We start from the raw sequence: 26,966 nt of genomic DNA on the forward strand, positions 1-26,966 counted from the left end.
CGGCACGCTGCGATCTGTCGATCTTGAAATCCAGACATCAAAAGATCACAGCCTCGTTGCAATCGACTGAGCCTGCAGGCTTTTGTGCCGCGTATGGATTCTGGCAAGGTATGAATTTATTTATGCCAGTACGCGAAATCGCCAATTTCACTTATGCGTCACCAATCCCTAGCCTCTCGCCAAATTCCTTCTTGAGCGAGGCTCCCATGCCCTTTGTCATCTACATCTTTACCCTCAGCGCCTTTGCCTTGGGTCTGGCGGAATTCGTTCCGATCGGCCTCACCGACGTCATGGCTCGCAGTCTCGGCGTCGACGTCGAGGCGACCGGGGCAACCATCACTGCGTATGCCTTGGGCGCCACTTTCTCAGCACCGGTCTTCAGTGCATTGACCGCAAGTTGGTCGCGCAAGAACGTAATGCTGGTGACCGCTCTGGTATTCAGCGTCGGCAGTCTCGCCGCGGCGTTTGCAACCTCGCTGACCTTGATGCTGGTAGCGCGATTCATCGCCGGCATGGGACATGGCCTGTTCCTGGCGGTGGCTTCAAGCACCGCGGCGCGTCTGGCCGGGCCGGGTCGCGCAGGGAGCGCAGTGGCAGTGGTGTTTGGCGGGTTTACCCTGGCGATGGCGATTGGCGTGCCTGTCAGCACCTATCTGGGTGGCGTAATGTCGTGGCGCCTGGTGCTGGCGGCGATTGCCGTGTTCGGAGCGATAGGTTTCTTCGGCTTGCTGTTCGGCATGCGCGATCCGCTACCGACTGCTTCCGACGGCAGCTCGGCGTTGCACAGCCTTAAAGCGCTGCTCAACGGCAAGTTGCTGGCCGGCGCCTTGGTCACTGTGCTCGGCTACGCCGGTTCGTTCGTCGCCTACACCTACATCGCGCCAATGCTGACTGAAGTCACTCATACCACGGCCGCCACTGTCGGCGTGTTCATGCTGTTGTACGGCGCGATGGCAGCCATCGGCAATGTACTGGGCGGCAAACTGACCGATGCTTGGGGAGTGGATCGCGCCAGCGCCGCGTTGATTGCCGGGATCGTAGGGGCGACAGCGGGCATGTGGGGCTTTTCCGGTTCGCCGTGGATGATGGGCTTGCTCGTCGGCTTGTTGGGGATGTTCAGCTTTGCTGCAGTGCCGGCCTTGCAGGCCCGGCTTCTGGGAATCGCCGAACGACATGCGCCGCACGCACATGGCGTTGCGGCCGGGCTGAACATTGCCGGGTTCAACTCGGGGATCGCGCTGGGTTCGGTGCTAGGTGGCGTGACGATCAGCCAGGTGGGCCTCAGTCATGTCGGGCTGACAGGTGCGGCAGTCTCGGCGCTGGGGCTGCTGCTGGTGTTAAGTCAAATGTTCGCTACGCCGCGCTATCGCACGGCTGATAATCTGTAAGCCAACCTACATTTTCACGGGCGCCAAAGCACCATGAGCCACCTCACCCACCTGCGCACATTCCTCGAAGCGTACCGCACCAAGTCGTTCTCCAGGGCGGCGGACCATTTGGGCATCACCCAACCGGCGGCGTCGATGCATGTGCAGGCGCTGGAGGCGCTGGTCGGCAAACCGCTGTTTCAGCGCTTGCCTCGGGGGGTGGAACCCACCGAAGCGGCGGATGAACTGGCGCGTTCGGTGGCACCGTTTCTCGATGGGCTGGAAAACAAGATCGCGTCGCTGCGTCCGGGCCTGATCAAGGGCGGCACAGTGCATCTGGTCGGCCCCTCCGACTTCCTCCATGCGCTAGTCGCCGCTCGCCTGGCACCGCTGATGGACGAAGGCTTCACCCTGCGTTTTCACACCGGTGCCAAAAAGCGCATTTACGAGATGCTCGAAGCGAAGCAGACCGACTTCGCGATCACGGCCTCCATGCCCAACGAACAATCCCACGGTTACGCCCATTTGCTCACCGAACGCCTGTTGCTGGTGTATGCACCGAGCCTCCTGGATCGCCTCGGCAAAGACCCGAATAAAGCACAACTCAAGCAAGTCCCGCTGATCGCTTTCGATGAGGATCTGGCGCTGGTTCGGCCACTGTGGACTTCAATGTTTCAGGTCGCTCCGCAACTGCAAGCGGCGCTGACGATTCCCGACCTGCGGATCATCAAGGAGCTGGTGCTCGGCGGCCACGGCTGGAGCGTGCTGCCGGACTACCAGTGCGCCGACGCCATCGCTGACGGTCGGCTGATTTCACCGACACCGCCCAGCGAGGCACCGGTCAATGTGCTCTATCTGGTGTGGAGCAAAAGCGTGATGAAAAGCCCGAGCCTGCTTTACGTGCGTGACTATTTGCTCGCTGCATTCAGCGCCTCAGGCCGGCGCCCAGCGCCGATGTAGCCACCGCGCAAACGCATCCAGCGCAAAGCCCAGCACACCGATCAGCAGCACCATCGCCATCAGTTCCGAATACGCCAGCCTATCTCGCGTATCGAGAATGAAGTAGCCCAGCCCGGCGCTGACGCCGAGCATTTCGCACGGCACCAGCACGATCCACAGAATGCCGATCGAGAGCCGCACCCCGGTCAGCACATGGCCGAGTACGCCGGGCAGGATCACTTTGCGCAGGGTTTCCCAACGAGTGGCACTGAGGCTGCGACTGAGTTGCAGCCAGCGCGGGTCGAGCTGGCGCACGCCGGCCACGGTGTTGAGCAGGATCGGCCACACGGCGGCGAAGGTCAGCAGGAAGTAGATCGGCTGATCGCCAACGCCCAGCAGCATCACCACCACCGGCATCCACGACAACGGTGAGATCATCCGCAGAAACTGAAACGCCGGCGTGGTCGCCGCTTCCAGATGCCGGTAGCTGCCGATCATCAGGCCCAGCGGCACGCCGATCAGCAGCGCCAGCAACAGGCCGACCACAATCCGTTTCAGGCTGACCAGCACATGCTCGTACAGCTCCGGGCGCAGCAGCAGTTCGCCGAGGCTGGCCAGCGTCGCCTCGGGTGAAAAGCGCAACGCCAGGCTGTCGTTGCCACCAAGCAGATGCACGCCCAGCCACCACAGCAGCAACAGGCACAACAGCCCTGCTACGCCCAACAAACCGTGCACGGTCGATGAAGATCGTTGATGCATCAGAGGCTGAACTCCTCGCTGCGTTCGAAGCTTTCCGGCAGGCCGAAGGTCTGCATGCCACCCACCGCCGCAATGGCGTTGCGCACAAAGCGGTCGTCCACCAGATCTTTAGCGGTTTGCTGCGGATCGAGGCTGGCGAGAAAGCCTTTATCACCCTCGATCAAGGTGTCCTTCAGACGCTTGACCAGCTCTTCGGTGTAGCTGGGGAACGGGTACGGCTGAAAGTCGATGCGCTGCTCGTCCCACTGGCTGTGCTGGATCGCGCCGCTGGCCAGGTATTGCTCGCGGTCGCTGGTGGCCGGCGACAGCACCCGGTCGAGCACCGGTTGCGCGTGCGGGGTGTAGCGATTGGCGCCGTCCTTGGACAGTAGTTTCGCCGCCTCGGCGCGGTTGTCGCGGGTCCAGACCTGCGCCTTGACGATCGCGTTGACCACTTTCTGCGACCACTCGGGACGGTTGTTCAGATCCTGCTCATGCATGAACACCACGCAGCAGGCGTGATTGCGCCAGACGTCGCCGGTAAAGCGCTGCACCCGGCCGACCTTGAGCTCCTCGGCCAGGGCGTTGAACGGCTCGGCGACGATGTAGCCGGCGATGCGTTTGCTCGCCAGGGCCGGCGGCATATCCGACGGCGGCAGCACCAGCAGATTGACTTCGTTCGGCGCCAGCGCGGCGCTCGCCGACTTGCTCACCGGCACCAGTCCGTGGTCGCGGAACAGTTGCTGCACCACCACGTTATGAATCGAATACCAGAACGGAATCGCCACCGATTGCCCGCCCAGTTGCTTGACCTCGGTGATGCCCGGCGCCACGGTCAGACCCGAGCCGCCGACGTGGTTCCATGCCACGACTTTCGCCGGCACCTTGCTGCCGTAGCGCGCCCACACGGTCATCGGCGACAGCAGGTGAATCACGTTGACCTGTCCGGAAATGAACGCCTCGATCACCTGCGCCCAACTGCGCAGCAGCACCGGGCGTTCAGCCTGAATACCTTCGGCCTCGAACAGGCCATTGTTGTGTGCGACCAGCAACGGCGTGGCGTCGGTGATCGGCAGATAACCGATGCGCACTGGCGCGTTCGGCTCGGCAGCGGCGCGCGCGCTGAGGCTGTTGAGCAGCGGCAACGCACCGCCGGCAGTCAGCAGCGCGCTGAGTTTGAGGAAGTCACGACGTGTGTGAGTGAAGTCGTCCAGGCACATGGTCAATCTCCGACGTAGCGGGCACAGGTTGAGTGAGGGGGTTGCGGCTCGCCCGCCGAAGGGTTTTGAGGATGTCGATGCGCAGCGCACCCAGTTCCTCGACCAGCTCGGCACGCGGCTGAGGCAGGTCGATGCGCCACTCGCCGAGGATGTGCGCCGGGCTGTTACCCAGTAGCAGAATCCGCTCGGAAAGCAGCAGGGCTTCGTCGATGTCGTGGGTGATCAACACGGCAGCGGTGTGGTGCTCGGCGATCAATTGCAGGAGCAACTGCTGCATGTCGGCGCGGGTGATTTCATCCAGCGCGCCGAACGGTTCATCGAGCAACAGCACCTGCGGTTGGCGTGCCAGACACCGCGCCAAAGCAGTGCGCTGGGCCATGCCGCCGGACAACTGCGCCGGGTGCTGCTGACGTGCATGTTCTAGGCCGACCGCAGCGATGGCGTGGTCGATCCGCGCCTTGCGCTGCTCGGCCGTCAGGTGCGGCTGGCGGGCGAAGTCGAGGCCGAAGGCGACGTTCTTTTCCAGAGTCAGCCACGGCAACAGGCTCGGGTCCTGAAACGCCACCGCCACCCGTGGATGCGCACCGGTCAGTGGCTCGCCAAGCAGGCTCACCCGGCCCTGTTGCGGCGCCTGCAAACCCGCCAGCACTCGCAGCAGACTGGATTTGCCGACACCGCTGGGGCCGAGAATGGTCACCACTTCACCGGGCTGCAATTGCAGGTCGAAGTGCTCCAGCACGGTGTGCCAGCCCTGCTCTCGCGGGTAGCCGAGGCTGATGCCCTGCGCCTCCAGCACCGGCGCCGTCATGCCGTCGCTTCCCGTTTTTGCCGCTGCAATTCGGCGCGCAATTGCACCAGGCTCGGGGTGACGATCGGCACGAACGCCGACTCACGCCAGCGCCGGGCGAAACCACTGCCGTGCTCAGTCAGATAGGCCTTGCCGCCGCTGGATTGCAATTCCAGTTGCACCGCATTGGCAGCGGATTCGGCCAGCGCGATGCGGATCTGGAACAACGCGCCCGGCTGGCTCAGGAAACGTCCGTCGTGCAGGCCCTGCTTGAGCGCGTCGACGGTCTGCGCCAGTTGCTCGCGTTGTTCCTGCAACGGCTCCAGCAGGATCGAGCGCCCGTCCTGCAAATGTCCTTCGACCTCGGCCAGTGCCCGTCGCGCCAGACCGATCGCCATACCGCATTGCAGACCAAGAAACGCCGGGCGTACTGCCGGCAGAAACTTGCGTGCATCTTCATGCAGCAACCATTCGCGAGCGACCGCCACTTGGGCGAAATCGATGGCGGCCGTGTTACTCGATTGCAGTCCCATCAGTTGCAGGTCGGCGGAACGTTGCACACCGGCAGCGTCATCCGCAATCGCCAGCACGAAGGGCGAACCGCCCTCCTCGTGCTCGATCGCCGCCGCCACCACAAAACCGCTTTTGCGCAGATTGGTAACCCAGTGCAGGCGCCCGTTCAAGGTCCAGCCGTCTGCGGTGTGGGCGGCGCGCACTTGCAATGCCTCGATGCCGGACAGGTACTTCATCGCGTTGGACAAACCGGTGGCTCCGGCCAGCTCTCCACTGAGCAGTGACGGCAGCAGTTTTTCCCTCAGCGCAGCGTTGGGACTGTGCAGCAGGTATTCGATAAAGGCCCGTTGGCCCCAGAACACGAATGCTGCCGCCAGTGAATGGCTGGCGACAGCGGCCAGGGTTTCCACGGCATCACTGACGTGACCGCCGCTGCCGCCCAACGCCGGGTTGATGCCGACGCGCAGCACCTCGGCTTGCGCCAGTTGCGTCAGCACCTGCTGCGGATCGCCGTCGCCCGCATCCAGTGCCTGGGCGTTGTGTTCCAGCCATTGAATCAATGCCGGATTGAGCATGTCGTTTTTCCTCCTTTTTACGCAGCCGCATCAACCATAGACGACGCTGCCGGAACCGCTGGCCGATCACGCGCGATACGGGGCCAGTTCGGGGTTGAGCGGCGTGTCGGCGAACACATTGGCAAAGTTGCACAGGGTCGCCAGGCTGATGCCGAGAATCACTTCCAGCGCATTGCCTTCCGTGTAGCCCGCGGCCTTGAACTGGTTGAAGGTCTGATCGCTGACCTTGCCCCGTGTGGCAATCACTTCGCGGGCAAACGCGGCCAGGGTTTCCAGTTTTTCCACGGGGACAGTGGCTTTTTCACGCAGCGCACTGACGACTTCCGGCGGCAGTTTGGCCTTATTCAGCGCGACGGCGGTATGACCTGCGACACAGAAATCGCAACCATGGTTGGTCGCCGCAATCAGTTGCACCACTTCGCGCTCGGCGAGGCTGAGTTCGGACTTGCCATTGAGCGCCGATACCGTAACGTAGGTTTCCAGCGCGGCCGGGGCATTGGCCAGCACGGCCAGCAGGTTCGGAATGAATCCGGAGTTTTTCTGCGCATTTTCCAGAAATGGTTTGGCGGCTTCGGGAGCGCTTTGCACGGTGTGTAGAGTAAGACGCGACATGGAGTGGACTCCTACTGTTGAGTGTCCGGCCAGTCTGTTGGTTATAAAAATTTCGATCCATATTCTAAAGTAGCGATTACTTGCTCCTGAGTGTTTCCATTAGATGATTTCGTCCAGCCCACTGGTTGATTGGTTATTAGAAAGCCTCGAGCTCGATGCGAGCCTATTTCACGTCGGCCGCTATTGCGGTGGTTGGCACGCCAGCACCCAAGGGCTGGCGCGCGCAAGTTTCCACTTGATCGTGCAGGGGCGTTGCTGGCTGCACATCAACGGGCAGGAGCAGCCAATTCCGCTGAACACCGGGGATGCAGTGTTCCTGCTGCGGGATCTGAATTACCGCCTCTCCAGCGCCGAAGAGGCGAGGATCGCCCAGACGCTGCCGCGCATAGCCATGACCGTGCTCGACAGCCAGGCGCAGGACGGTGTCGGGCTGGTTTGCGGGTTCTTTCATTTCAAGTCGGGATTGTCATCGCTGATCATCGAAGGCTTGCCGGACTGGATCATCCTGCGCGCGGGCGATCCTTCTTCGAGCGCGGCGCGAGCCTTGTTCGAGTTGATCCTGCAAGAGTGCGAACGCCTGCCGGCGCCCTCCTCGGCGCTGCTCGAACGCCTGAGTCACCTGCTGTTTTTGTACGTGTTGCGCCAGCAGATGGCCGACAACCAGAGCCTCGGCGGCCTGGTGGCATTGGCGCGCAATCCGCAGTTCGCGCCGTTGCTGGATCAGTTGATCGAACAACCGCAATTGCCGTGGTCGCTGGAGAGCATGGCGGCGAGTATCGGCCTGTCACGCTCGGCGTTTTTCAAACGCTTCAATGAGCTGGCCGGGCAGTCGCCGGGGCAAGTGCTGCTGGCGTTGCGCATTCGGCATGCCTGCCAGTTGCTGCGGGCCAATCACACGGTGGAGCAGGTGTGCGCGGCGGTGGGCTATCAGTCGATCGCCGCGTTTACCCGAGCGTTTGCCAAGTCGGTGGGGGTGCAACCGGGGGCTTATCGCAAGCAGCATGAAGGGCGCTGAGCGGCATATTTATTTATGCCTTGATGGCGCGTTTTTCAGAGTCGATCAAGGGATCAGTGCACACCGAAAAACCTGTGGGAGCTGGCTTGCCAGCGATGACGTTGGTACATCCAACATCTTCATTGACTGACCCGGCGCTTTCGCGGGCAAGCCCGCTCCCACAGTGGATGGTGTCGGTCAGCGGATCTGTGTAACCGCAAAAACCTGTGGGAGCCGGGCTTGCCCGCGATGGCGTTGGTATATCCAACATCTTCGTTGACTGAACCGGCGCTTTCGCGGGCAAGCCCGCTCCCACAGTGGATGGTGTCGATCAGCGGATTTGTGCACACCGCAAAAACCTGTGGGAGCTGGCTTGCCAGCGATGGCGTTGGTACATCCAACATCTTCGTTGACTGAACCGGCGCTTTCGCGGGCAAGCCCGCTCCCACAGTGGATGGTGTCGATCAACGGATCTGTGCACAGCGCAAAAACCTGTGGGAGCTGGCCTGCCAGCGATGGCGTTGGTAGATCCAACATCTTTGTTGACTGAACCGGCGCTTTCGCGGGCAAGCCCGCTCCCACAGTGGATTGTGTCGATCAACGGATCTGTGCACACCGCAAAAACCTGTGGGAGCTGGCTTGCCAGCGATGGCGTTGGTACACCCAACATCTTCATTGACTGAACCGGCGCTTTCGCGGGCAAGCCCGCTCCCACAGGGGAGATGTGTCGATCACGGGATTGGTGCACGCCACAAAACCTGTGGGAGCGGGCTTGCCCGCGAAGGCGTAGGTACATTCAGCATCCTGGGCCGTTCGTTTTTTATTCGATTAATCAACCAGAAAACCACTTTTTAATCTTTTATCGCTATTAATCATGCCCCCTATAATTGCGCGTCTGCACTTAACTCATAAAAAGGGATGTTCCATGCAAAGACGCCTGTTACTGGCTGCACTGTTTGTCGCTGTCGCCGGGTGCGCCAGTCCTCCTGCTGTTTCGGTGCATACCAAAGATCCCGCCAGTTCGACCCTGCAAGGTGATGCCACGCGTCCGGCGCAGGCACAGTGGATCCGCACCGAGCTGTACTTCTCGGTGGGCACCGTGGATGGCAAGGAAGGCGCGGTCAGCCCGGCGCGCTGGCGCGAGTTTCTCGACAAGGAAGTGACGTCGCGGTTTCCCGACGGTTTCACCGTGTTCGATGCCTATGGGCAATGGCGTGATCATGGGGCGAAAGAGCCTGAGCGGCTGAGCACCAAGGTGATCGTGATCCTGCACGAGAACAGTCCGCAGAACGCCGGCAACATCGAGGCGATTCGTCTGGCGTACAAACGCATTACCGGGGATCTGTCGGTGCTGCGCCTGTCGCAACCGGCCGACGTATCGTTCTAATCGTTCATCTGTCCGAGAGCTTGCCGAGGCGTCGACGCCAGGCGGCTCGATCCCGCCAGCAGCAGCGCGCCGACCAGCAACACACCAATCCCCAAAAACGCGCCCCACCCCACCACCGTCACGCTCGAATAGAGCATGTACAGGCACAGCCCGAAAAACAGCAGCGGCAACAGCGGATACAACGGCACCCTGACCGGCCGCGGCACCTTGGGAAAGCGCCGGCGCAGGATGATCAACGCCAGGCTGCTGAAGCTCAGAAACAGCCAGTACACCGGGGTCAGGTACTCGACCATGGTGTTGAAGCCGCTCTGGGTGAAACTGCCGAACAGCACCAGCAACAATGCCACCGCGCCCTCCGCCAGCAAGGCCTTGCGCGGCACGCCGTCGCGCTCGTCCCACTCGCCGAAACGACGCAACTGCGGTACATCGCGAGCAGCGGCATAAGTGGTGCGGGCGCCGACCAGCAAGGTCGAGTTGATGGTGGCGATGGCCGCGATGCCGACCATCAGCAGAATCAGCAGCACCCCCGGCGCACCGAATGCACGGTTCAACAGTTCCACGGCCGGTGCGTTGCTCGCCGCCAGTCCGTCGAATCCCAGACCTCGAACGAACGCCCAGTTCAGCGCCAGATAAATCGCCATCAGCACCGTCAGCGCGCCGAGCATGGCGATGAAGATTCCGCGTCGTCCATCGCGCACTTCCGCCGACAAGGTTGCCGCATCGCTCCAGCCGCCGAACGCCAGAAACACGAAAATCATCGCTGCGGAAAATCCGGCCATACCGGTGTTTTCCGGCGTGACCGAAACGCTCGGGGGCGGAGCTTCAATCCCCTGCCACGCCAGCCACACACCGGCGCTGGCGATGCTCAGAAAGCCCAGCGCCAGCAAACCCACCAATAAGGTCTGGGTGATGAAACCGATGTGCTTGCCGGTGAGATTGAGCAGCACCAGCGCGGCGATCACCCCGCCGGCAAACAGCCCCGAGCCGTATCGACCGAGCGGTACCACGGCATTGACGTAATCGGCAAACATGAACGCCGACAAGGCGATCCAGCCGGTATGCATCACCGAGAAGCGCGACCAGGCAAACAGGAAACCCATGCGCTCGCCATAGGCCGTGCGCAGAAAGTGATAGTCGCCGCCCGGGTGCGGAAATGCGCTGGCCATTTCGGCGAAGCACAAGGCCCCGCTCATCGACGCGAGACCGCCGAGCACCCAGACCCAATAGAAATATTCCGGCCCGACGTTCAGCGCCACGGTCGGCGCGGTTTTCAGGATGTCGGTGGTGATCACCATGCCCAGTGTGATCAGCAACGCCTGCAGCACCGGCAGATGGCGCTTGGGGCCGTTGGAGTGATTCATGGAGAGTTCCGCAAAAAGTCCGCCATCCGTGGCGGATCGGCTCAGAAGCCGTAGGTGGCGCTGGCGTAGTAGTACGCGCCGTTGGTGCCGATCGGCGACAGCACGTCATACGGCAGGTTGCCACCGTAGTTGATCGCCGAGCCGGAGCGTTCCGGGTAGTTGTCGGTGAGGTTGTTGCCGCCCAGGGCGACGCTGAATTTCGGGGTGAATTTGTAGGTCACCTCGGCGTCCAGTTGCCACACCGCGCCGTAGGTCTGCTCCGGTTGCGAGTCGCCGAAATCGAACACCCGAGTGGTCTCGCCCTGACGAGTCAGACGCCCGAGCAGCCCCCAGTGTTCGCTGGCCCAGTTGGCGGAAAACACGAAACGATCCTTGGGTGCGGCATCGGTCAGGGTGTTGGTTTCTTCAACGCCGACCAGTGCATCGTTGCCGATACCCAACGCCGTCAGTTGCGATGGCGTGCCTTTGGTGCTGGTGACTTTGGTGTGGTTGTAGGTGTAGGCGGTGGTGAGGCCCAACGTTCCTTCATACAGTGGCTGGTGATAGTTGAGCACCAGTTCGGCGCCGTGGGTGCTGGTGTCGGCGGCGTTGGTGAAGAAGTTCACATCATGCACTCCGGCCACGCCAAAGTTGTCGTTGATGTATTGCTCCATGGCGTCGCTGCCGATGCGCTGCGACAGGGTGATGCGGTCCTTGACGTCGATGCGGAACACATCGAGCGAGGCATCGAAGCGTTCGTTGAGCTGGAAGGTCAGGCCGAGGCTGAAGTTCTTCGAGGTTTCCGGATCGAGCTTTTGCGCACCCAGTGCACGCGCGATCGGGTCGTTCACCGAGAGCACGCGAATATCGGTGAGCGTGCCGCCTTCGCCGAAGTTGCTGGTGGTGTTCTGGAACCCGCTCTGCGCCAGCGACGGCGCGCGGAAGTTGTTCGACACCGCACCGCGCAGCGCCCACTGCTCGGTCAGTTTGTAGCGACCGCTGAGCTTGCCGGTGAGTTTGCTGCCAGCATCGTCGTAATGTTCCCAACGCGTGGCGGCGTCGACGAAGAAGCGGTCGGTGAGATCGCCCGACAACTCGGCGTAAGTCGCGAACACGTTGCGGTCCAGGTCCGACTCTTCGCTGGGGCGCAGACCGTTGGCACCATCAGCGCCGGAGCCAATGTAAGAGGCCTCGTCACCCGCGTAGGTCAGGTAGTTTTCGTAGCGATATTCGCCGCCCAGCGCCAGCACGAACGAGCGTCCGCCCAAGCGCAGCTCGCGGCTGAAATCGAGGTTGGTGGTGGTCTGGCGCAGCTCGTAATCGCCGGTGTCGAACTTGGTCGGCGAGTCCTCGCCGAGGCTGACGTTGAGGGTGCGGCGGGTGGATCCGTCGAAGCGGTTACGGCCGTGGGTAACGCTGCTGTCGAAGTCCCAGTCTTCGCCGATCATGCCTTTGAAACCGGCGGTGGCAGAGACGTCCTTGTTGTCGCCCAGCGACTGCGGCAGGTAGCCGTTGGGATAGAACTGCGGCTGCTCGTAGGGGTAGCGATAGAACTCGGCGCCAGTGGTGTGGCGCTGGTTGTAAGTGCCGAAGCTGTAGGCTTTGCCGCCGGCCAGCGGCAGCTCGCTGTTGAACCACAGATTGACGTCCCGCGCCAAGCCATCGCCCATCACATAGTTGCGCTGGTCGGGGGTATCGGCAAAGCCATCGAAACCGGCGCGGTTGGTCGGGTTGCGATTTTTGTACTCGGTGCCGCCACGAATGAACCCACCCTCTTCGCCCAGCCGCGTGCCGATCTTGGCCGTGGTCACGCTGTTCTGGCCGTCGGTGGTGGTTCTGCCGATGGCGTCCTGATGGGTGTGAAACGCGCCGTAGCTGGTGGACACTTCGCCGCCCTCGGGGGCGTCGTCGAGGATGATGTTGATCACCCCGGCAATCGCGTCGGAACCGTACTGCGCGCCGGCGCCATCGCGCAGCACTTCGATGCGTTTGATCGCGCTGATGGGGATCGAGTTGAAGTCCACCGGCGCCGTGCCGCGACCGATTTTCGACGAGTCGTTGACCACCGCCGAGGTGTGACGGCGCTTGCCGTTGACCAGCACCAGCACCTGATCCGGGCTCATGCCGCGCAACTGTGCGGCGCGCACATGGTCAGCACCACCGGAGTTGGACTGACGCGGCATGCTGAACGATGGCAGCAACGTTTGCAGCGCCTGGCCCAACTCACCGTCGGCAGCGCCGGTGGACTTGAGGTCGGCGGCGGTCAACACGTCAACCGGCACCGGAGAATCCAGCACCGTGCGAGCAGTGCCACGGGTGCCGGTGACCAGCACGGTACCCAACCGTGTGTCATCGTCAACGCGCGTGGAAGTGTCTTCGGCTTGCGCCGGAACTTGCCAGATCGCACCGACAACCGCGATGGCCAGTAATGAACGGGAACGGTGATACATGTGACAGCTCCTTTATCGCAGCTAATACCCGGCCGTTGCCGACAATAAGGGTTCGGCAATCAATGCACGGCAATGTCTGCTGTAGTTTTAGAAATCAGGAAGGCGGTGAAGGCTGGTTAAACGTATTGAGTTGATTAAGCGCAGAATCCCCGAAGTTAGTTGTTTCCCCTTGAACACCGATGCTAGACGGGCTGAGGCTTGCCGTAAAAGAACCAATAACACTTAGGTTAGATCGGGCTGATTAACTGTATTTAGTCCAACACAAGTGTTGCCAGAACAACAGTAGCTCAACTAAGCAGCAACTAACTCAAGCATGAATGCTGCCCCTTGTGGGAGCGGGCTTGCTCGCGAAAACTATCGTTCAGTCGCCGAAAATATCGACTGGGCTGGCCCCTTCGCGAGCAAGCCCGCTCCCACAGGTTTGACTGGGTGAACACTAACTTCTCATCCACCACGGTTCCATTGTAGGAGTGAGCCTGCTCGCGATAGCGGTATATCAGCCACCGAAGTAGTTGAATGTTCGTGCCTCATCGCGAGCAGGCTCACTCCTACAGGTTGATCGGGGTAAACGCTGACATCTCATCCACCACAGTTCCAATGTAGGAGTGAGCCTGCTCGCGATAGCGGTATATCAGCCACCGAAGCAGTTGAATGTTCGGGCCCCATCGCGAGCAGGCTCACTCCTACAGGTTGATCGGGGTGAACACTGACTTCTCATCCACCACAGATCCAATGTAGGAGTGAGCCTGCTCGCGATAGCGGTGTATCAGCCACCGAAGCAGTTGAATGTTCGGGCCCCATCGCGAGCAGGCTCACTCCTACAGGTTGAACGGGGTGAACGCATAGCTTTCATCCACCGCAGATCCAATGTGGGAGCGGGCTTGCTCGCGAATGGGCCAGTCCAGTCCCCCGAGATGTTGACTGCAAACATGCGCAAACCTTTAGTCGAATTCCTTTTCCAACCAGGCATCTGCGGCGATGTCCAGGGCCTGCGCACTGAAGCGTTGTTCCGCAAACGGGTCGGCGTGCAGGTGAAAGCCGTTGCGCTCCCAAAACCCGGGTTGTTCTTCGTCGACAAACTCCAGACCGCGCAGCCATTTGGCGCTTTTCCAGAAGTAGCGCCCGGCGACCACCAGCCGCAGCGGCCAGCCGTGCTGGGCGGTCAAGGGTTGGCCGGCGTAATGGGTGGCGAGTAGGCTGTCCGGGTGCAGCAGGTCGTCCAGCAACAGGTTGGTCTGGTAATCGTGATCGGCGTGGGCCATGACGAAACGCGCAGCGGGCTGGATATCGAGCTCGCTCAGCAGATCCTGCAGATGTACCCCGCTCCACTGCGTGTCGAACTTCGACCAGCGCGTCACGCAATGAATGTCACATTGCAACTCGCGCTGCGGCAACCTTTGCAGGTCAGCAAAACTCAACTCGACGACACGCCCGACCTTGCCGAACAGGCGCAGTGACCATGTTGCCAATTCATACTCCGGCACCGTGCCTTCGTGGAGGATCGGGAACCGCTCCGTCAACACCTGCCCCGGCGGCAAACGTTGACCGAGCGCCGGATCAGCCTTGGGTGCGCGGCTGTTGCGCAAGCGCATGGCTTTGTTGTGCATATTCACTCCCAAGCGCGTCAGGATGCCTGCCGCGCATACAGCGCATCACCCGGTGATAACGGTTGCATTCAGTTCGCCACAGGAATCCACTCGGCCCGCGCCACGTTGGCGCTATCACCGAACGCCGGGAGTTTCTGCGCCAGGTCGCGGACGTTTTTCACGTCCAGATCGAGCAACTGCTGACGGGTGATCAGGGTCGGTGGCACCAGCACTTGATGCCCAGGATTTTCGCCAGCAATCAACATCGCCAGACTGCGCACGCTGATCGCCCCCGCCACTTGCGGATTGACCGCTGCGGTCGCCGCCCAGGCACTGTCCGGTTCTTTCATGATCTGAATGTCGGCGGTGGAAATGTCGGCGCTGTAGATCTTCACCTTACGCCCCAGCCCGGCCTCGTCGACGGCGATTTTCGCGCCTTTGGCGAACTCGTCGAACGGCGCGAAGATCACGCTGATATCCGGATTGGCCCGCAATACCGCGCTGGCCTGATCCGCCACCGAGTTGGCAATCGGCGGGTTGAGCGTGCCGAAACGCGCCTTCTCGATGATGCCCGGATTGGCCTTTTTCAACTGACTCCAGATCTCGTCGCGACGCTCCATCGGCGTAAAGCCGCTGATGTACACGTAACCGGCATCGAACCGCGTGCCGTTGTCCTTCACCGCCTGATCCAGCGCCAGTCGCGCCAGTGCATGGTGATCCTGCTCGACCTGGGTCACTTGCGGGCTGTTCAGATCGACGTCGAACGCCACCACCTTGATGCCTTTGGCGATCGCCCGGTCAATCGGTCCCTTGAGGGTTTCCGCCAGGCCCAGTTGCACGATGATCCCTTCCACGCCGAGGTCGATCGCCTGATCGATCATCTCGCCCTGACTCGCCGCCTGCTGCCGCGCATCGAACACCCGCAGATTGGCGCCCAGCGCCTCGGTCTGTTTCTCCACGCCACGCAGATAGGCCTCGGGAAAGTCCCCGGAAAACAGATAGCCGACCAGCGCGATCTGCACCTGACCTTTATCGAACGGCGCCGGAGCACCTGGCAATGCCTTGGCCTGAGCACTCAACACCAATGCCGAGAGCACCGCGCCGGCGAGGCAATGGCGTGCGAACTGCTTGATTGAACCGTGCATACATCTTCCTTGCAGCGACAAATGAACCGGCTCAGCGCGCCCGATGCGCGAGGCCGAAGGTGAACATCAGGGCCAGCACCAGCACCAGTCCCTTGACGAAATCCTGCGCGTAGTACGGCGCGTTGAGCATGGTCAGGCCATTGAGCAGCGACGCCACCAACAGTGCGCCGACCAACGTGCCGAAGGCATTGGGCTTCTTCGCGCCGAGCACGGCAAAACCGATCAGCGCCGCGCCGAGGGCGTCCAGCACCAGACCGTTGCCGGAGCTCACATCACCCCGACCCAGGCGCGCCGCCAACAGCAACCCGCCGAGCGAGGCGAGCAATGCCGAGAGCACATACGCGAGCAGCTTGAAGCGCTGCACTGGCGCCCCCGCCAATCGTGCCGCCTGCTCGTTACCGCCAATCGCATAAAACAATCGGCCGATGCGCGTGCGCTCAAGAAACAGCCACACCGCCAGCGCCACCAACGCAGTGATCAACACCGGCACCGGCACCACCTCCCACAAGCGACCGCGGCCGAGGGCGAGAAACGCGGTACTGAACTTGCCTTCGGTTTCCACGCCACTGGGCAAGGTCATGCCCACCGCAATCGAGCGCCCGCCCGTGGGAATCAGTTGCACGCCGATCACCAGAAACATGCTGCCCAGCGTTGCGAGAATGTCCGGCACCCGCAGCTTGACGATCAGCCAGCCATTGAGCAGCCCGACCAGTGCGCCACCGGCCAGACTGATCAGCACCGCCGGCACCGCGCCCCAACCGAGCACCACCATCACGTAACTGGCGATCATCAGACTCATCGCTGCCACCGCCCCAATCGACAGATCAAGTCCGCCGACGGCCATGGTCAGCGTCACACCAAGGGCCAGCAGCGCGACGATCGACACCGACTGCAAGATGCTGAACAGATTGCCGACGCGCAAAAACGCCGGCTCCGCGACACTGAAAAACACCACGATCAGCGCCAGCAGCCACAACAGGCCGTAGCGGATCAGCGCTTGCAGCAGGCGCTCGGCGGGTGCCGTAGCGGCAGACAACAATGAACTCGAATCAGGCACTCGCTCTGCTCCTTGGCGTGGCGTGAAAGGGATTTTCGCTAGCGTCGCTGCCCGCCAGTGCGGCGACCAGGGTCGCGCGTTCAAGGCCGGCGCGCGGGTATTCGGCGACCACCGCGTGATCGCGCACCAACAGAATGCAGTCGGCGATTTCCAGGGCTTCGTCGACATCGGCGCAAATCACCAGGGTCGCGCGGCCGCCGGCACTGTCGCGCAGCAGTTGGCCGATCTCGCGGCGGGCGCGCACGTCGACGCCCTGAAACGGCTCGTCGAGGATCAACACCCGCCCTTCTCCGAGCAGCCAGCGGCCAAGCACGACCTTCTGTTGATTGCCGCCGGACAGCGCGCTCATCGGCACCTCGATGCCGGCGGTCTTGATCCCCAGCGCCGCGACTTGCGCCTCGACCGCTGCGGCTTCGGCGCGGTTGCGAATGAAACCGGCACGGGTGAAGCGCTCCAGAAACGGCAGCGTCAGGGTGCGGCGCAGGGAAAAGTCGGGCACCAACGATTGACTCGCGCGATCCTCCGCTGCGAGAAACACACCGCTGCGAATCGCCGCCCTTGGCGAACCCGGCAGCCAGTCCATGCCATCGAGTTGCAAGCTGCCGGCCACGGCTTTGCGCAAGCCGAACAGCACTTCGGCGATCTCGCTTTTTCCGGCGCCGAGCAGCCCGGTCAGCACCACCACTTCGCCTTGGTGCAGGTCGAAATCGAAACGCCTGGAGCGCGGCAAAATCTGCAAACCGCGCACAACAAGGACTTTTCGGCCCACGCTGCCGGGCGTGTAGACATGCCCGTCCAGCGCCTGCCCGAGCATCGCCTGCACCGCCTCGGGCAACTGCCGTGCGCTGAATTCTCCGGCCAGTCGCCCATCGCGCAGGACAATGGCGCGATCCGCCACCCGTTGCAGGTCGGACAAGCGATGGGAGATGTAAACAATCGCCACGCCACGGCTGCGCAGGGTGTCGATCAGACCAAACAGCCGTTGCGCCTCGGCGTCCGACAACGCGGCAGTCGGCTCATCGAGAATCAGCAGACGCGGCTGCAAGGCAAAGGCCCGCGCCAGCACCACCAACTGCCGCTCGGCCTGGCCCAAGTGTTCAATCGGCTGCTCCAGCGGCAACACCAGACCCAGCCCGCCCGCGATGCTCGCGGCGCGTTCCAGCAAGCGTTTGCGATTGAGCCAGAAGTCCGCGTCAGGCTTGCACAACTCATCGAGCAACAGGTTTTCCGCCACGCTCAAACCGGGCGCAATGCCCTCGTTGATCTGCTGATGCACCGCGACAATCCCGACCCGACGTGCCGACAGCGGCGAGCTGAATTGCCGGGGCTGCCCGTCGATGTAAATCTCGCCGCCATCGGCGCGCTGGCTGCCGGCGAGAATCTTCACCAGCGTCGATTTGCCGGCACCGTTGGCACCGAGTAACGCCACCACTTCGGCGGGATGAATCTGCAGGCTGACGCGATCCAGTGCGCGGTTCGAGCCAAAAGTTTTGCTTAGTTCGCGCACCTGAATCAGCGGCGCGCGGGCCACGACGACACTCATAAAATTCCTTAACGTCGATGGGCCAGCGAACGCACCAGCCGGTCGCCCAGGCTCTGCACGCCCTGCACCAGAATGACCAGCACCACCACGGTGGCGACCATCACTTCATTGTTGAAACGCTGATAGCCGTAACGGATCGCCAGATCACCGAGGCCGCCACCGCCAATCACCCCGGCCATGGAAGAAAAACCGATCAGCATCACCAGCGTCAGAGTGATCCCCGCCAGTAACGCGGGCAGCGCTTCGGGCAGCAGCACTTTGAAAATCACATGACGGATATCGCCACCCATGGCGAGGATCGCTTCGATGCGGCCCTTGTCGACTTCGTCCAGGGCGTTCTCGACGATTCGCGCAAAAAACGGAAACGCGCCAATGGTGATCGGCACCACCGCCGCGGTGCTGCCGAGCGTGGTGCCGACCAGCAGACGCGTCAGCGGAATCAGCGCAATCAACATCACCACAAAGGGCAGCGAGCGCCCAAGATTGACCAGCGAACCCAGCGCGGCATTGAGGCGTGGCAGCGGCCACAGTCCGTTGCGCCGACTGACAAACAGCAACACCCCGAGCGGCAAACCGATCAGCAGCGTGAACAGCCCGGCGAGCAAGATCATGTACAGGGTTTCGCCGGTGGCGTTGAACACCAGTTGCAGGATTTCATTCCAGTCGATGCTGCGGTTCATGGCTGCGCCGCCCGTACGCCGTATTGCTTGAGGAAGCTGAGACCGGGAATGTCGTGGCCCAGCGGCAGGCCGCAGGTCGGACGCAACGAAGTGCCGAGACTCGATTGCGGATCGGCGAGCAAGCGCGGCACCGGGCCGGACTCGACCAGACGCCCGTCCGCCATCAACGCCGCGTGATCGCAGATCGACTTGACCACCTCCAGCTCATGGGTGATCAGCACGATGGTCACGCCCAGTTGCCGATTGATATCGCGCAGCAGGTCAAGAATCGACGCGGTGGTTTCCGGATCCAGCGCGCTGGTGGCTTCGTCCGACAGCAGATACGCCGGCTCGGCGGCCAGTGCGCGGGCAATCCCCACCCGCTGCTTTTGCCCACCGGACAACTGCGAGGGAAAGGCTTGCGCCTTGTCCGTCAAACCGACCAGTTCCAGCAGTTCGCGCACCCGCACATGGCGCCACGGTTTGCCGACGTTGGCGATTTCCAGCGGCACGGCGATGTTGTCGAACACGGTGCGCGAGTGCAGCAGATTGAAGCCCTGGAAGATCATGCCGATGCGCTGACGCTGGCGGCGCAGGTCGCTGGCAGACAGCGTCAACAGGTCCACGCCGTCGATCAGGATCCGCCCGCTGTCCGGGCGTTCAAGCAGATTGAGACAGCGCAACAGGGTCGACTTGCCTGCCCCGCTGCGCCCGAGGATGCCGTAGATCGCACCATCGGGAATGCTCAGCGACACCTGATCCAGTGCCGGCGCGGCGGCTGACGGGTAGGTCTTGCTGACCTGCTCAACGACGATCATGGCTTGGCATCCACCACAGGGATCACCGAACCCTTGAAGTTATCGGTGATGTATTTCGCCACTTGCGGCGAGGTCAGGTCCTTGGCCAGTTGCACAATGCGCGGATCGTTCTGCAGTTTCGGCGTGGTCACCAGAATGTTGGCATACGGATTGTGCTCGGCCTTCTCCAGCCCCAGCGCATCCTGGGCCGGCACCAGTCCGGCTTCCAGTGCGTAGTTGCCGTTGATCACCGCAAGGTCGACATCGTCCAGGGCCCGAGGGATTTGCGGCGATTCGATTTCGAGGATCTTCAGCTGTTTCGGGTTCTCGGCGATGTCCTTGGGCGTGGCCTGATCGGCTGCCGGATCCTTGAAGCCGGGCTTGAGTTTGATCAACCCGTTGTCCTGTAATAGGTACAGCGCACGGCTCAGGTTGGTGACGTTGTTGGGAACCGCCACGGTGCCTTTTTCCGGCACGTCGGCGAAGCTTTTGTGCCGGCGCGAATAGATGCCCAGCGGCTCGATATGCACCGTGGTGGCCACCGCGAGTTTCTGCCCCAGCGCTTGCTCCTGGGATTTCAGATACGGCAGATGCTGGAAGTAATTGGCATCGACATCGCCATGCACCAGCAGTTCGTTGGAGTTCACGCCGTTGGGAATCTCGATGACCTTGAGGTTGAGTTGCGGATCGATTGTCTGGATGTACGCGAGAATCTGCGCGTGCGGCACCGGGTCGGCGGCCACCCGCAACGGCTCCAGTGCCCGAGCGCCGAACGAAGTCACCAGCGCGCCGAGCACGGCCAGGGTCAAACCTGCTTTTTTCAACATGTGCGGAGTCCTTGAGCGAGTGATGAATCAGGCGTTGGCGGTCTTGCGAGCCGGTGCGGCGGGCATCAGCGCGTCGGCATAGAAGCGCCGGGCGACGTCCGGGTGCGAGCGCAAACGACCCTTGAGGTAGTTCCAGCCGACATCGCGAAACAATGGATTGAGCGGATCACTCGCCGGGCCACGCGCTTCGCGCAACAGCACGGTGGGCAACGGATACAGCGGCACCACGGCATCGAGTTGCGCGCCGAGGAAGAAGGCGATGGACAAGCGCTCGCTGCCTGCGGGCGGCGACACCACCCGATGCACTGTGGCGCGAAGATAACCGTTGGTGGCCAGCTCCAGCAGTTCGCCGATGTTCACCACCAGCGTGTTGTCGCGGGGCAGCGCATCGATCCAGCGCCCTTCCTCGACCTCCACTTGCAGACCGGCCTGCTGGTCTTGCAGCAGAAAGCTCAGGAATCCGGAATCCTTGTGCGCGCCGACGCCTTGCTGGCTCGCGTTGGCAGCCTGGCCTGGATAGCGCATCAACTTGATGTGTTCGTTGGGCTTGTCGCCGTACAACTGATCGAACGCGTCCGCCCGCAGCGACAGCGCCTGGGCAAACGCCCGCAGCAGACGCAACGCCATGCGCGTCATCGCCTGTTGCCATTCGAGCAGCAACGGCTTGAGTTGCGGCAAGGCCTGCGGCCATTGGTTGGGCCCCTGCAAGCGCGCCCACAACGGGCTGTCCGCGTCCAGCGGCAACGCTTCGCGCTCGGCGCCGAGATCGAACTGCTCTCGCCAGTCGGGTTGACCACGGGTGATCTCGGAAGCGGCACGGTTGTATCCGCGAAAGTGCGGCGAATTGATCATGCCGACGGCGGCCTTTTCCTGCTCGGACAAGGCAAAGAACTGACGGGCGTGGTCCTGCACCTGCTTGAGCAGGTGGCTGTCGATGCCATGGCCGGTGAGATAGAAAAAGCCGACGTCACGCGCGGCGTGCCGCAGGTTTTCAAGAAATGCGTAACGCTGTTGCGCGGTGCCTTCGAACAATGAGAGGTCCAGCGTCGGCAGCGTAGTGATATCGAGGGTATGCGGCATGATTCACTCCCGTGTGAACCAAACCTGAAGAGCCTTTGATCGATTCAGCGTGTGCCGTCATGGCAATCGGGGGTCTATCGGTTTGATGCGTTTGATTCGTCGTGAGACAAAACTAAACGATCTTAAAAACCACGAACAAATACCCTTTTTGCATTAGCTTAGGCCTGACGCTCAGGTTCGCTGTCATCGCGCAACAGCTCTCCCGCTTGAACTGATCAGCGTGCCGGGTCATAAAACGGCTCGACTGCCACTCGGCTGCCGACGAAGAAACTGTCAGCCACCAGCCGCAGCGGCTGCAGATCGACGTCGCTGGCACGATCGCCAATCAGTTGCTGAAAGTGTCGATACACCGCCGTGTACTCGCCCTCTTCCGACACCGCCTGGCGCACGCCGTCGATGCTCAGCAGCGCCCCGCCGTTGTCCAGGCGCAGCAGCCCTTCGGCGCAGCGCATCTCGATGCTCCAGAGTTCGTCGTGACCGTGGTCGAAATCGAATTCGGCCTGCACGTCGAGCCGGTTCGCGTCGGACATCTTGATCGACGCGGCAATCGGCGATTGGCAGTTGTCCGGTACGCGCAGTTCGGCGGCTTCGACAAACAATGGCTGCGCCAGCAAACGGGTGACAATCGACAAGGCATTGATGCCCGGATCGAAAACGCCCAGACCGCCGGGTTGCCAGATCCACGTCTGACCGGGATGCCACTTGCGCACGTCTTCCTTCCAGTCGATCTGCACGCTTTGCAACGTACGGCTGGCGAGCCAGTCGCGGGCGGCTTCAATGCCGGGGGCGTAGCGCGAATGCCAAGCGAACAACGCACTGACACCCTGTTGCTGCGCCTGACTGACCAGGGCCAGCGCCTCGCCCAGAGTGGCGCACGGCGGTTTTTCCACCAACACATGTTTGCCGGCGGCCAGCGCCTGCTGCACCAGTGCGAACCGACCTTGCGGCGGCGTACAAAACGCAATCGCATCCACCTCGGGGCCGTTTTCCAGCAACTCGCTCAACGAGTGAAAGTTCTCCACCCCGACACAGGGTTTGCCTTGCGTGGCGACCGCCACCAGGTGAAATCCGGGATTGGCGTTGATCGCCGGAACATGTTGATCCTGGGCAATCTTGCCGTAGCCCACCAGACCGAGACGGATCGGTTGCATCAGTGACTCCTGTTTTTGTCTTGTTGTCGTCAGCGATTGCGCAGATTAGCCGTAAACGTCAGGGAATACCCAGCTGAGTCTGATCAAAAAACCGCAGACGCCAGCGCTCAGTTCACCGCGCGAGGCAGCGTGCGTCAATGCAACGGCGCAAACGAATAAGCCTGCTTACTTTGCGTATCTTCCCAGCTAGCTGCACGTTAGCTGGCACGCTCACCGAAACGACGCCGTGCTATGCTCCGGGAGAGAAAACGAGGGGTTCCAAATGACCAGATCAGCCACTGAGAGCGTCGCGACTGAAGTTCGCCTGCTCGCCAAAGCCCACAAGGTTACCGCCGACCGTGACAACCTCAGTTGCATGGCGGTGACCATCACGCGCCTGGCCGGTGATGTCGTGGAACTGGACGGTGTTGAGCAACTGCTCGTCAACCTGAAAAGAAAAGGCGTTCTGAGCAAGACAGAAATCATGGCCCTGCAAGGCCGCTACCTGCAGGAAAAAAGGCGTTGCAAAAACCAACTCAGCGCATGAATTTCGACCCCTTCGGCGATTTTGAGACTGAAGGCTATCTTCAAAACTCGCTCAAACTCAAAGATCCCACTGAAGTCAAAGAGTCCGAGCACCTCTCATTTGAAGCCAGTATCGACGATGCTCTCGCCTATCTCGCCAAGAAAAAGCCCATTGACTACAAGGCAGTCCTGAAAACGCACGAAATACTTTTCTCGGGCTTTTACCCTTGGGCCGGGAAAGACAGAAATGAGCTAGTCCCCCACCTGGCAGTTTTCAAGGGATCGAAAGATGATCCTCATCACACGATATTTGAGCGTCCCGACCTGATCAAACGGTCCGTCGAATACGCCCTCGAACTCGCAGCAAACAAAAAACGCTTCCGTGCTCGGCCTGGGGAAGTCATGGGTCAGCTGGCTTCTGCGCACCCTTTTCTGGACGGCAATGGGCGTACGATCCTGCTCGTGTACATGGAACTGTGCTTTCGCACCAAATTCGCCATCAACTGGGCAATGACCAATAAAGATGACTATCTGCGGGCTCTCAGCGACGAGATTCGAGATCCTTTCCAAGGCCATCTGGATCGTTACCTGACACCTTTCATCATCGACATCTCCAGCCGTGAAGAGTGGCCTGAAATGATTGGCGGCATAAAAGGACTCGATGGTCTGGATAAAGAGGGCATCACCTACGAAAGCCTGGATGATCCTGAGGTTCAGCGGCTCTATAAAACTTATAGAGCGCAGCCAATTGAGTAAGCGTCAGTTGTGCCCCCCCCTTCCCTGAGGATCTTCATCACGTTTGAGTTGTGCCACACGCCTGCAGCAGACTGAAACCGAAAAACAAAAGCCTGCTTTTCAGGGCAGGCTTTCACGTTCACAACGCTGCAGTCACTTCTGCTGCGCGGTCAACGCCGAGTAACTGTTCATCAAGTTCCGGTAGTTCGGAATCCGCTGCGACAGCAGATTGCCCAGCCCTTCGATGTCGTTGCGCCAGTCGCGGTGCAGCTCACAGGCGACCGAGAACCAGTTCATCATTTGTGCGCCGGCCTGGGTCATGCGGTTCCAGGCGGCTTGCTGGACGGTGGTGTTGAAGGTGCCGGAGGCGTCGGTGACGACGAATACGTCGAAGCCTTCAGCCAGTGCCGACAGGGTCGGGAACGCTACGCAGACGTCGGTCACGACACCGGCAATGATGATCTGTTTGCGGCCGGTGGCCTTGATCGCCTTGACGAAGTCTTCGTTGTCCCAGGCGTTGATCTGGCCCGGGCGGGCAATGTACGGCGCGTCGGGGAACATTTCTTTCAGTTCCGGAACCAGCGGGCCGTTGGGGCCTTGTTCGAAACTGGTGGTGAGGATGGTCGGCAGGTTGAAGAATTTCGCCAGGTCGGCCAAGGCCAGGACGTTGTTCTTGAACTCGTTCGGCGAGAAGTCCTGAACCAGAGAAATCAGACCGGTCTGGTGGTCGACCAGCAGGACTACGGCGTCGTCTTTGTTCAGGCGGTTGTAGGTTGCAGTGCTCATGTTTGAATCCCTTTTCTTGGTTGTGGTGGTTGGGGTGGCGTTGAACATGGGCACAGATTACTGACACGACCGGGGCCGATAAATCGGTTGAAAAGCGTTTCACTGTCAACTCATAACGGACAATCCTGGCGACATAACACTGACTTGCCAGCCTCCAACTCAATCCGGCTCGGGCATTGGTTTGGCGATCATCAAACTGTACGGCGCCCGGTTCAGGACCTTCTCCACCGTTGCGCCAATCAAGTTGAGGCCTTGCGGGTAGGCGGTGCCCCATAACCCTGTGGGAGCGGGCTTGCTCGCGAAGGGGTCATTCCAGGCAACATCTCAAATGACTGACGCACCGCTTTCGCGAGCAAGCCCGCTCCCACACTGGATCTCGGCAGGCCGCCATCCCTGAGTTCACCGCATAACTCTGTGGGAGCGGGCTTGCCCGCGAAGGGGTCATTCCAGGCAACATCTCAAATGACTGACGCACCGCTTTCGCGAGCAAGCCCGCTCCCACACTGGATCTCGACAGGCCGACATTCCTGGTTCACCGCATAACCCTGTGGGAGCGGGCTTGCTCGCGAAGGGGTCATTCCAGGCAACATCTCAAATGGCTGACGCACCGCTTTCGCGAGCAAGCCCGCTCCCACAATGATCTCGGCAGGCCGACATTCCTGGGTTCACCGCATAACCCTGTGGATGAAGTTATGAGCTAATAACACCTTCATTAAACCGTCTTTCAAACGTTGTACTAGGATAGGATCCACATCCTGACATTGCGCCGACCAGGGAACATGCGCGGCGCAGGTCAGGAATGGGACTGTTTCACCTGCAACTCATGGATGATGTTTATGAACTCACACCTGTTTCCCCATATCGGTAAAGTCATCGCCAGCACCGGCAGCCGGCACTTTCCGCGGATGCTGCATGACCTGATCCAGACGCAATTGGCGGTGGACGCTACTCACATTCGCCAGATGCGCGTCGAGCCGGTGGGCCGCCCCGCCCATCGCAACCCGCCGGAAACCGGCAAAGACTCGGCCCAGCAGGCTGAAACGGTATTCTGCGAACAGATTGCCGCACGCTCGAGCGAGCCGATGGACTCGCCAGCCTCGGCCAGCGCCGATGCCTCGCAGCTGCACCTGACCCGGCGCAAGGACGGCTACCGCTACGTGATTTCGGTGTATCGCAACGACCAGTCGCAGCGATTCTCGGCTCAGGAGCAGAGTTTGTTGCAGGACATTTCTCCGGTGCTGTTGCCGATGCTGGAAAAACACATTCACGCCCTGCAACCCCAGCAGGCCAACACAGAAGACCCGTCGCCCGGCGCTGACGGCGCACAACAGGGCCTGGAAAACCTGCGGCTGCGCTTCAACGAGCGTCTGCAGCAACTGGGCCTGAGCCTGTCCAATCGCGAAACCGAAGTGTGCATCGGCCTGCTCGCCGGGCGTACCGCGCCGGAGCTGGCCGAACAGTTGCAACTGAAGGTCAACACAGTGGAAAGCTACCTCAAACGCGCCGCGATCAAACTGGGGATCAGCGGCCGGCATTCACTGATGCGCTGGATGTATTCGCCTGAACATACCGCCACCCTGCCCGGCTCACCCCACGCCGCTTGATGATGCCCGATCTGCAGGAACTGCCGCTGCGAACAAGCCCGCTCCCACAGGAGAGTAAATCTCAAGGGTGGGAGCGGGCTTGCTCGCGAAGAGGCCGGTACGGCTGGCAACCATCTCATTGAAGCCCTGCAGACACTGCCGGCGACACGCACAGAAGGCGCCGAGGGATGCCGGGAAGCGTCTTTTTATCCGTCGGGCTGTGCCTTACCACTCGTCAGAAAACAGCGCCTACCTGTAATTTCTGACAGTAGCCAGAGCCGTCATCTTCAGCGCTGAATAACTCCACGCCTTTTGTCCCCCGACAGTTCGCACGGAGTGCCGACCATGCTCGTTCAGCCCAAGAAAAAAATCTCTGCCCCCCATTCACTGCTGGACCCGTGGGTCCCCGGGCGCCTCCTGCCTTCCGGCCAGTGGGGGATCAACCGGGCGGCGCTGTTCACTTTTATCGACCTCGGCCTGCTTGTCTTGATCCCCGTCTGGGCCCAAAAGGCTATCGGCGACACCGTCAAGCTGCTGCTCGATGGCCGTGAGGTCGACGGGCGTCCCATCATCAATAAGAGCGAACTCGAC

The 26,966-nt window shown here is 61.3% G+C and carries 25 protein-coding genes; 8 read left to right on the top strand and 17 right to left on the bottom strand.

Annotation, left to right across the window (positions count from 1 at the left end):
* Window positions 1-206: 206 nt before the first annotated feature.
* Window positions 207-1,388 carry an MFS transporter gene (locus tag AC27VU_RS25415; RefSeq protein ID WP_488725168.1) on the top strand — a complete coding sequence of 394 codons (1,182 nt, stop codon included), beginning with the start codon at window positions 207-209 and terminating at the stop codon, window positions 1,386-1,388.
* Window positions 1,389-1,421: 33 nt separating this feature from the next.
* A complete protein-coding gene (locus AC27VU_RS25420; RefSeq protein ID WP_262143204.1) occupies window positions 1,422-2,327 on the top strand; it encodes a LysR family transcriptional regulator in 906 nt (301 codons plus the stop codon).
* Here the strand turns inward: AC27VU_RS25420 and AC27VU_RS25425 are convergent.
* The 5 genes from AC27VU_RS25425 to AC27VU_RS25445 form a co-directional block, all read right to left on the bottom strand.
* Complete coding sequence (locus tag AC27VU_RS25425; protein WP_488725169.1) at window positions 2,301-3,065, bottom strand: ABC transporter permease; 765 nt, start codon at window positions 3,063-3,065, stop codon at window positions 2,301-2,303. The genes AC27VU_RS25420 and AC27VU_RS25425 overlap by 27 nt on opposite strands.
* On the bottom strand, window positions 3,065-4,264 hold the full coding sequence (locus AC27VU_RS25430; protein WP_003224269.1) for an ABC transporter substrate-binding protein: 1,200 nt from the start codon (window positions 4,262-4,264) through the stop codon (window positions 3,065-3,067). Before AC27VU_RS25430 ends, AC27VU_RS25425 begins: the two co-directional genes overlap by 1 nt.
* A complete protein-coding gene (locus AC27VU_RS25435; RefSeq protein ID WP_480405128.1) occupies window positions 4,230-5,072 on the bottom strand; it encodes an ABC transporter ATP-binding protein in 843 nt (280 codons plus the stop codon). The genes AC27VU_RS25430 and AC27VU_RS25435 overlap by 35 nt, the downstream gene beginning before the upstream one ends.
* Window positions 5,069-6,139: an acyl-CoA dehydrogenase family protein gene (locus AC27VU_RS25440; protein ID WP_488725170.1), complete on the bottom strand. Its 1,071-nt coding sequence runs from the start codon at window positions 6,137-6,139 to the stop codon at window positions 5,069-5,071. Before AC27VU_RS25440 ends, AC27VU_RS25435 begins: the two co-directional genes overlap by 4 nt.
* A 66-nt stretch (window positions 6,140-6,205) precedes the next feature.
* On the bottom strand, window positions 6,206-6,751 hold the full coding sequence (locus AC27VU_RS25445) for a carboxymuconolactone decarboxylase family protein (RefSeq protein ID WP_027614171.1): 546 nt from the start codon (window positions 6,749-6,751) through the stop codon (window positions 6,206-6,208).
* 103 nt (window positions 6,752-6,854) lie between these two features.
* Here AC27VU_RS25445 and AC27VU_RS25450 point away from each other — a divergent pair, with 103 nt between their 5' ends.
* Both AC27VU_RS25450 and AC27VU_RS25455 read left to right on the top strand, forming a co-directional pair.
* A complete protein-coding gene (locus AC27VU_RS25450; protein ID WP_488725171.1) occupies window positions 6,855-7,766 on the top strand; it encodes a cupin domain-containing protein in 912 nt (303 codons plus the stop codon).
* A 904-nt stretch (window positions 7,767-8,670) separates the two neighbouring features.
* Window positions 8,671-9,132, top strand: a complete 462-nt coding sequence (locus AC27VU_RS25455; protein ID WP_103486633.1) for a DUF3574 domain-containing protein — start codon at window positions 8,671-8,673, stop codon at window positions 9,130-9,132.
* Here the strand turns inward: AC27VU_RS25455 and AC27VU_RS25460 are convergent.
* The 11 genes from AC27VU_RS25460 to AC27VU_RS25510 form a co-directional block, all read right to left on the bottom strand.
* Window positions 9,129-10,493, bottom strand: coding sequence for an APC family permease (locus AC27VU_RS25460; RefSeq protein WP_488725172.1), 1,365 nt, complete (start codon window positions 10,491-10,493; stop codon window positions 9,129-9,131). The two genes, AC27VU_RS25455 and AC27VU_RS25460, sit on opposite strands and share 4 nt — an antisense overlap.
* 41 nt (window positions 10,494-10,534) lie before the next feature.
* Entirely contained in the window at window positions 10,535-12,922 is a 2,388-nt protein-coding gene (locus AC27VU_RS25465) for a TonB-dependent receptor plug domain-containing protein (RefSeq protein ID WP_201137877.1), read from the bottom strand.
* 941 nt (window positions 12,923-13,863) lie between these two features.
* Complete coding sequence (locus AC27VU_RS25470) at window positions 13,864-14,529, bottom strand: sulfite oxidase-like oxidoreductase (RefSeq protein WP_488725173.1); 666 nt, start codon at window positions 14,527-14,529, stop codon at window positions 13,864-13,866.
* 68 nt (window positions 14,530-14,597) lie between these two features.
* The gene (locus AC27VU_RS25475) at window positions 14,598-15,653 is read right to left on the bottom strand and encodes a substrate-binding domain-containing protein (protein WP_488725174.1); all 1,056 of its coding nucleotides are present in this window, start codon (window positions 15,651-15,653) and stop codon (window positions 14,598-14,600) included.
* A gap of 31 nt (window positions 15,654-15,684) precedes the next feature.
* On the bottom strand, window positions 15,685-16,710 hold the full coding sequence (locus AC27VU_RS25480) for an ABC transporter permease (RefSeq protein WP_488725175.1): 1,026 nt from the start codon (window positions 16,708-16,710) through the stop codon (window positions 15,685-15,687).
* Window positions 16,703-18,253, bottom strand: a complete 1,551-nt coding sequence (locus AC27VU_RS25485; RefSeq protein ID WP_488725176.1) for a sugar ABC transporter ATP-binding protein — start codon at window positions 18,251-18,253, stop codon at window positions 16,703-16,705. Before AC27VU_RS25485 ends, AC27VU_RS25480 begins: the two co-directional genes overlap by 8 nt.
* Before the next feature lie 8 nt (window positions 18,254-18,261).
* Window positions 18,262-18,933 (bottom strand): methionine ABC transporter permease, encoded by a 672-nt coding sequence (locus AC27VU_RS25490; protein ID WP_003224244.1) that lies wholly within the window; start codon window positions 18,931-18,933, stop codon window positions 18,262-18,264.
* Window positions 18,930-19,730 carry a methionine ABC transporter ATP-binding protein gene (locus AC27VU_RS25495; RefSeq protein WP_488725177.1) on the bottom strand — a complete coding sequence of 267 codons (801 nt, stop codon included), beginning with the start codon at window positions 19,728-19,730 and terminating at the stop codon, window positions 18,930-18,932. Before AC27VU_RS25495 ends, AC27VU_RS25490 begins: the two co-directional genes overlap by 4 nt.
* A complete protein-coding gene (locus AC27VU_RS25500; protein WP_488725178.1) occupies window positions 19,727-20,536 on the bottom strand; it encodes a MetQ/NlpA family ABC transporter substrate-binding protein in 810 nt (269 codons plus the stop codon). The genes AC27VU_RS25495 and AC27VU_RS25500 overlap by 4 nt, the downstream gene beginning before the upstream one ends.
* Window positions 20,537-20,563: 27 nt before the next feature.
* Entirely contained in the window at window positions 20,564-21,616 is a 1,053-nt protein-coding gene (locus AC27VU_RS25505; protein WP_488725179.1) for an isopenicillin N synthase family dioxygenase, read from the bottom strand.
* A gap of 215 nt (window positions 21,617-21,831) precedes the next feature.
* A complete protein-coding gene (locus AC27VU_RS25510; RefSeq protein WP_488725180.1) occupies window positions 21,832-22,767 on the bottom strand; it encodes a Gfo/Idh/MocA family protein in 936 nt (311 codons plus the stop codon).
* 262 nt (window positions 22,768-23,029) lie between these two features.
* On the opposite strand from AC27VU_RS25510, the gene AC27VU_RS25515 reads away from it, so the two are divergent.
* Both AC27VU_RS25515 and AC27VU_RS25520 read left to right on the top strand, forming a co-directional pair.
* Entirely contained in the window at window positions 23,030-23,293 is a 264-nt protein-coding gene (locus AC27VU_RS25515; protein WP_488725181.1) for a hypothetical protein, read from the top strand.
* Entirely contained in the window at window positions 23,290-24,027 is a 738-nt protein-coding gene (locus tag AC27VU_RS25520) for a Fic family protein (RefSeq protein ID WP_488725184.1), read from the top strand. Before AC27VU_RS25515 ends, AC27VU_RS25520 begins: the two co-directional genes overlap by 4 nt.
* A 132-nt stretch (window positions 24,028-24,159) precedes the next feature.
* Here AC27VU_RS25520 and ycaC read toward each other — a convergent pair whose 3' ends face one another.
* Window positions 24,160-24,792: an isochorismate family cysteine hydrolase YcaC gene (gene ycaC / locus AC27VU_RS25525; RefSeq protein ID WP_041074995.1), complete on the bottom strand. Its 633-nt coding sequence runs from the start codon at window positions 24,790-24,792 to the stop codon at window positions 24,160-24,162.
* A gap of 836 nt (window positions 24,793-25,628) precedes the next feature.
* On the opposite strand from ycaC, the gene AC27VU_RS25530 reads away from it, so the two are divergent.
* A complete protein-coding gene (locus AC27VU_RS25530) occupies window positions 25,629-26,396 on the top strand; it encodes a helix-turn-helix transcriptional regulator (RefSeq protein WP_488725182.1) in 768 nt (255 codons plus the stop codon).
* Window positions 26,397-26,720: 324 nt separating this feature from the next.
* Window positions 26,721-26,966: hypothetical protein (locus AC27VU_RS25535; RefSeq protein WP_488725183.1), on the top strand; the 246-nt coding region annotated here is incomplete at its 3' end.

The organism is Pseudomonas sp. 14P5.3.2 (genome assembly GCF_057799175.1).